The sequence below is a fragment of the Nocardiopsis sp. NPDC101807 genome, from assembly GCF_044766605.1.
In the GTDB taxonomy this organism is placed as follows: domain Bacteria; phylum Actinomycetota; class Actinomycetes; order Streptosporangiales; family Streptosporangiaceae; genus Nocardiopsis; species Nocardiopsis tropica.
In genome coordinates, this window is record NZ_JBIWMK010000012.1 from 135,965 (window position 1) to 141,996 (window position 6,032).

At 73.3% G+C, this 6,032-nt stretch carries 6 protein-coding genes; all 6 read right to left on the minus strand.

Features of this window, described 5'->3' with window-relative positions; all coding sequences use genetic code 11:
* Nucleotides 1-69 precede the first annotated feature (69 nt).
* Nucleotides 70-306: a hypothetical protein gene (locus ACIRPH_RS29620; protein ID WP_402920206.1), complete on the minus strand. Its 237-nt coding sequence runs from the start codon at nt 304-306 to the stop codon at nt 70-72.
* A 337-nt stretch (nt 307-643) separates the two neighbouring features.
* The gene (locus ACIRPH_RS29625) at nt 644-1,129 is read right to left on the minus strand and encodes a MarR family winged helix-turn-helix transcriptional regulator (RefSeq protein ID WP_402920209.1); all 486 of its coding nucleotides are present in this window, start codon (nt 1,127-1,129) and stop codon (nt 644-646) included.
* A gap of 150 nt (nt 1,130-1,279) precedes the next feature.
* Complete coding sequence (locus ACIRPH_RS29630; RefSeq protein ID WP_402920212.1) at nt 1,280-2,917, minus strand: AMP-binding protein; 1,638 nt, start codon at nt 2,915-2,917, stop codon at nt 1,280-1,282.
* A gap of 321 nt (nt 2,918-3,238) precedes the next feature.
* Nucleotides 3,239-3,934, minus strand: coding sequence for a hypothetical protein (locus tag ACIRPH_RS29635; RefSeq protein WP_402920215.1), 696 nt, complete (start codon nt 3,932-3,934; stop codon nt 3,239-3,241).
* Between the two features lie 157 nt (nt 3,935-4,091).
* Entirely contained in the window at nt 4,092-4,583 is a 492-nt protein-coding gene (locus tag ACIRPH_RS29640; RefSeq protein ID WP_402920218.1) for a DUF6114 domain-containing protein, read from the minus strand.
* Nucleotides 4,574-5,215, minus strand: coding sequence for a DUF6230 family protein (locus tag ACIRPH_RS29645; RefSeq protein ID WP_402920221.1), 642 nt, complete (start codon nt 5,213-5,215; stop codon nt 4,574-4,576). The genes ACIRPH_RS29640 and ACIRPH_RS29645 overlap by 10 nt, the downstream gene beginning before the upstream one ends.
* Between the last annotated feature and the right edge of the window lie 817 nt (nt 5,216-6,032).

The window sequence follows — 6,032 nt, forward strand, 5'->3', positions numbered from 1 at the left end:
TAATGTTGAGGTCAAGCCCGCGCCGGCCCCGGGCCCCGGACCCCGGGCCCCCGCGTCCCGGGCCGTCCGCTACTCCCGGGCGTCCTCGCCCCGGGCGAGCCGGCCGAAGTGCCCCACCGCCGCCCCCAGGGCGAAGTGCGCCGCCTGGTGCTCGGTCATCGGCACCACGCCGGCGGGGACGGTCACCCGGAACGGGAACTCGTCCTCCGGCCTGATGCGGAAGTCGTCGATGACCCCCTGGGACAGAAGCATGGTCAGCGCCTCGCGTATCTGCCCGCTGCGGTTGTCCGACGCCCAGATCGACATGACCCCCACAGTAGCCCGCAGAACCCTGCGAGGACCCCCGGATCCCCTATCCCGTCGGGCTTCCCGTTCAGCGAGCCCAGCCGGAAGCCGGGCGCAGGGCGGCACGCGGACCGGGCCTCCCCGGATCCGCGGGACGTCCGCCCGGGGGACGGGCGCACCGCTCCGGCAGGGTCCGGACACAGGTGTGGGCGGACCGCGGAACGGTCCGCCCACATCCGGAGCACGGGCACGACCCCCGTGGTGCCCGTGCTCGCCGGCCACCGCCGCCGCCTGTCGTCCCCCGACGGCGGATGCGGAGGCCGGAGCTCATCGCCCCGGAACCCGGGCCTTGGCCCGGTCAGTCCCGCGCGGACACCCGGGCCTCGCCCGCGAGCACGTTCGCGGTCAGCCGCCGCAGCGCGAGCCTCGTCGCCTCGAACTCCTCCTCGGGGAGGTCGATGACGGCGCCGATCGCCTCCGGGACCCCTTCGGCCCCGGCCCGCAGCTCCGCGCCCTCCGCGGTGAGGGTGACGCGGACCGAGCGCTCGTCGCGCGGGTCCCGCACGCGGTCGAGCAGCCCCCTGGCCTCCAGCCGCTTGAGCAGCGGGGTGAGCGTGCCGTAGTCCAGCTGGAGCACGGCGCCGATCTCCTTGACGGAGCACTCCCCGCGCTCCCACAGCAGCATCATGACGAGGTACTGGGGGTAGGTCAGCCCCAGCGGCTCCAGCAGGGGCCGGTAGAGGTTGGTGACCGCGCGGGAAGCCGCGTACAGCGCGAAGCACATCTGCTCGTCGACGGGAGGAAGAGGGAAGTCGCCCGCGGGGGCGGGGGAACGGTCAGGCATCGGCAACATCGTAGTTACCTCCTACCCGATGTCAAAGCCCGCGATTGCCTTGCACGCGAGGAAGTTCGGGACGGGGTACCCCGACCCGTCGGGGGCCGCCCCTCGGCACGCGGGGCCGCCGCACGGACACCCCTCCCGCACGCCGGCCCCCTACCGGCGCGGCGCCCGGTAGGGCAGCCTGCGCTTGACCACCTTGCCGGTGGCGTTGCGCGGCAGCTCGTCCAGCACCACCACGTCACGGGGCACCGAGAACCGGCCCAACACGGACCGCACGTGCATCCGCACCTTGTTCGGGTCCACCTCGACGCCGTCGTACGGGACCACGAACGCCGCGAACCTCTGCCCGAACTCCTCGTCCGGCACACCCGTCACCACGACCTCGCGCACCCCGGGGAGCGCCACGATCGCCTCCTCCACCGGCCGAGGGAACACGTTCTCCCCGCCGGAGACGATCATGTCGTCGTCCCGTCCCGCCACGTGCAGCAGCCCGTTCGCGTCCACGTGCCCCCGGTCGCCGGTCTCCATCAGGCCGTTCGCGAGCTTCTTGCTCCGCCCGTTCGTGTACCCGTCGAACAGCATGTCGTTGCCGACGTGGATCGACCCCTCCGTCCCGTCGGGGACCTCGGAGCCCTGCGCGTCCAGGACCGCGATCCGCGTCCCCAGGGGAGGCCGCCCCGCCGTCGTCGGGGAGAGCCGCATGTCCTCCGGCGTCGCGATCGTCGCCCAGGACACCTCCGTCGACCCGTACAGGTTGTAGAGCACGTCCCCGAACTCGTCCATGAAGCCCGTGATCAGCTTCGGGCTCATCGCGGAACCGCTGCACGCCACGATCCGCAGCGAGGAGGTGTCGTACCGGGCACGCGTCTCCCGCGGCAGGTCCATGATCCGCCGCAGCATCACCGGCACCGCGAACAGCACCGTGCACCGCTGCTCCTGGACCGTCCGCAGCACGTCCTCGGGCTCGAACAGCCGCCGCATCACCAGCGTGGCCCGCATCGACATGCCCAGCTGCACACCGGCCAGGCCCCACGTGTGGAAGACCGGCGCCGAGACCAGGATGCGGTCCGACGAGCGCAGCGGGATGCGGGACAGCACCGACGCCGCGTCCTGCGGGCCCTTCGGCGTGGGCCGCCGCGCCCCCTTGGGGGCGCCCGTCGTCCCCGAGGTCAGCACGATCAGCCTGCCCGGCCGCTCCGGCGGCCCCGGCTCCGTGCCCGTGCCCTCCCGCGCCTCCCACGGCACCGCCGGACCCGGTCCCGACGGCTCGCCCCACGCCGTCACCCGCGCCACCTCGGGAGGGAGCCCCGCGTACAGGGGCGCGAACTCGGTGTCCGCGACGAGCACCGCGACCCCGTTGTCCGCCACGGCCGCCGACAGCTGGCCGGCGGACAGCCCCGTGTTCAGCAGCACGGTGTCCGCGCCGAGACGGCCGCAGGCCGCCATCGTCTGCACGAAGGCACTGTGGTTGCGGCACAGCAGACCCACGCGCGTCCCCTGGACCACACCCGCCCCGTGCAGCTCCCGGGCCAGCTGCCGGGCGCGCAGATCCATCTCACCGAAGGTCGTCGGCCCCCGCTCGTCGATGACGGCCACGGCGCCCGGGGCGCGCTCGTTCGCCGCCGCGTACCCGCCGGCGATCGTGGCGCCCCACGTGCGCAGGGCCCGGAGCTGGCGGACGATCCGATCGGGGCGGCCGGCACTGAGCACACCGGCGCGGACCAGGACACGCGCCGTCCTGAGGGTTCGACGCAGTCGTGAAGGGGCGGGCGGTACGGCGTTGGGCGCCATGGTGTCTCCGGGAGGGCTACGGGGACGGGCGAAGCGTTCCGCGCCTCACCGGGGAGCCTTCGCCGCGTGACTCCCCGGAAGTACTGCGACCGTAGGCGACGAACCCCCCGCGTTTCTGCGCACCCGGGTGAGTCCCCGCCCCTGGTTCCTTGTCACCGGTGTGCGAACCGTGCCGCCCGTCCGCCGGGGCGGCCCCGCCCTCCCGGGCCCGCCGACGCGGGCGCCGGGAGCGCAGGCGGAGGGGCCGCCGCGCACGGCGCGACGGCCCCCGGCCGACGTGTCGGCCCGCCGTCCCGGCACCCGGCCGGGCGGCCGCCCGGCTCAGCCGGACACGGTGATCGGTGAGGCGGGGTCGTCGGCGTTCGTCACCAGGTAGGTGGCGGTGAAATCGGACGTCGTCGCGCTGGTCGGGCAGCCGAAGCCGCCCTCCACCTCGACCGGGGCCGTCGTGTCGAACGCCAGCGTCGACGCCGGGCTCCCGTTCGTCCACGTGCCGCCCACCGGGACCGGGGCGTCCGGGCTGACGGTGGCGGTGCACGAGGCGAGGCCCCTGGTGGTCACGACGATGCCGCCCGCGGGCACCACCATCGTGCCGACCGAGGGCGCCCCGAACTGCATGGTCATCTCCCAGACGGGATCGGCGACGGCCACGGTGGCGCTCACCAGGGGCACGTTGGTGGAGCAGTTGCCGAAGTCCGGGGAGTTGATGGGGCCGGAGACGGCCCCGTTCGGGTTGTGGTTGCCCGGGGCGGCCGGGACCAGGTTGTTGCCACCGCCGGGAGAGGTGGACGACACCTGGCAGGTCACCACGACGGTGCCCGCCGTGAAGGTCGCGGTGCCGTCCAGGACCGCCTCGAAGGCGGCCCCCGCGGGGTCGACGGTGGTGGAGGCCTGCTGGGCGGCGAGGGCGCCGCCGCTCCAGGACAGGGCCAGGACCCCCGCCGCCGCGACGGCGACGGCCGTGCGGGAGCGGGCGGGGAAGGAGAGGGGGCGGGATCTCGGTCGCGGAACCGACATGGGTACTCCTCGTGTGTGACGGCCGGCGGGCGCGAGGGGGCTCCGACCGGCGGGATCTGGGGGTACGCGCCGACTCGGTAGACATGGCTTTCCTGGTGGACCGGGGAGCCCGCGCGGGCCCCCGGGGGTAGGGAGCCCGCTCAGACCGCCGTGGCGGTCACGGGTCGGGGAGCGGAGGCGCCGGGGCGACGCCGGGGGCGGGCCCCTGCGCGGGAAGCTCTTCCGCCGGAACGGTCGCCGCGGTCGGCGAGTGCCGCCCGCGGCGGCGCCTTCTGCGGGGAGGCCGCGCCACGGGCCGCCAGGCGAACGCCAACCCGCCGCCGGCCAGCGCGAGCAGTGTGCCGACCACCAGGCCCCCCAGGTTGGACAGGACCAGGGCGCCCAACCCGAGGAAACCGGCCAGCGCGCCGGTGACGACGTGCTGGTTGGGGGTGAACCAGGTGACCAGGCCGAGGACGGCGAGCATCCCTCCGAACATCAGCGAGGAGACCCCGCCGACACCGGTCTGGATCATCAGCTCCACCGGCATCGCGACGAGCGACGCCATGACGGCGCCGGAGAGGATCATGAGGAGCCCGCCGGCGAAGGGGCGCCGCTTGCGCCAGCCGCGCCAGGAGGCCCCCAGCCCGCGCAACGACCTCAGAAGCACTCGCTCTCCCCGAGGCTGAGGCCGAGGCTCAGGCCGGAGAGGCGGAAGGTCCCGGCGCTGGCGGCCCTCGCCGTCTGCTCCAGGTCCTGCACGACGATCACGTCGGACTGCATGCCGAACAGGTCGTTGAAGCCCTGAGCACCGGACGGCCCCTTTTCGAGGGTGCCCGCGTCGCGCCCGATCTCGATGTTCTCGAACTCGGCGTTGCCGTCCATCTGGGACATGTCGATGACCAGGTTCTCCGCCTGGACGGGCGTGCCCTGGTCCCCGGCGGTGAGTTCGAGGGAGATCGTCCCGATGAGGGGGAACTCGGTGAGGACCGACTGGCACAGTCCGTCGATCTCGGCGCTCTCGATACCGGCGACCGCGACGGGGACGGCCTCCTCACGCACGGTCTGGTCCAGCCAGCCGTACTGGACGAAGCCCTCACCGCGCAGTTCGTCGGCCGAGATCTTGAAGTCCTGGCCCGAGACCGTGAACGAGGCCGCGAGCGCGCCCTGGGCCATGGCGACGAGGATCGCGCCCACGGCGACGCCGGCCGGGACGGAGAAGAGGGCGAAGCGCTTCCAGCTGGTGTGGCTCTCGGGGGTCCTCGCGGACTCGTCGGCCACGTCGGGGGATGCGGTGTCCATGCGTGTCCTTCCGGGTACACGGCCGCGTTGCGCCTGCCGTCCCCCCGAACATCCGGCACGCGGCCTGGCCGTGCGCCCCCGGGCGGGGCGGCTCCGGACCAGTTTCCCTGACGCTGCACATCATGTATCGGCGTCGAAGGGATTTCAAGGGTCCAGGGGAAAATCGTCCGCCGTTTCTCACGATTTACCGGAATGATCTTGGCGTGTCCCTCCACGGTCTGGACGTGCGAGAACGTGGGAATTGCCGAGGTTGGAAGCAGGGTTAATTCGTGTGGACCACTGGGGTGTGAATCGCCGTCCGGGAGCGGGTGGGATCGTTTCTTGTCATTCCGGTGAGTGCGTTCGGGGGTGCGGTTCGTCAGCCGGGTGAGTGGACGGATCAGGCACGGGCCCGGAGGGCGGCGCGGGCCGACGGTTCATGGATCGCCGGCCCGCGGAGGAGAGCGGATCCGGCGCCCCCGCCCGAGCATGCGCGCGTACGGGATCCCCCGTGCGCCGTGCCCCGACCGCCGCGCGCTCTCGCGCGCACGCGCGCGCGGGAAGAGCGTGTCCCCGGCCCCCGGGCACGGAACGGATCCCGCGGCCGGGCTGTGAGTGGCGACACAGGACGTTCGGTTTGCCGCGTGCTGTGGCGGGGGGTAGTGTTCTCCGAGTCGCCACGGGACGGCGAGCGGGCCTCAGGGCCGGCTCGGAACCGGACCGGGTTCGGCGGCACAACCTCCTCTCTGGAACACGCGGTTCGAGCACTGCTCCGGCCATGTAAACTCAGGGAGTCGCTTCAAAAGCCCAGTCCATTCGGACAAAAGCAAACGAAGCA

Bases quoted from the DNA above. Each gene is read 5' to 3' on its own strand.
- ACIRPH_RS29620 (WP_402920206.1), bottom strand. From the start codon at position 306: ATGTCGATCTGGGCGTCGGACAACCGCAGCGGGCAGATACGCGAGGCG.
- ACIRPH_RS29625 (WP_402920209.1), bottom strand. From the start codon at position 1,129: ATGCCTGACCGTTCCCCCGCCCCCGCGGGCGACTTCCCTCTTCCTCCC.
- ACIRPH_RS29630 (WP_402920212.1), bottom strand. From the start codon at position 2,917: ATGGCGCCCAACGCCGTACCGCCCGCCCCTTCACGACTGCGTCGAACC.
- ACIRPH_RS29635 (WP_402920215.1), bottom strand. From the start codon at position 3,934: ATGTCGGTTCCGCGACCGAGATCCCGCCCCCTCTCCTTCCCCGCCCGC.
- ACIRPH_RS29645 (WP_402920221.1), bottom strand. From the start codon at position 5,215: ATGGACACCGCATCCCCCGACGTGGCCGACGAGTCCGCGAGGACCCCC.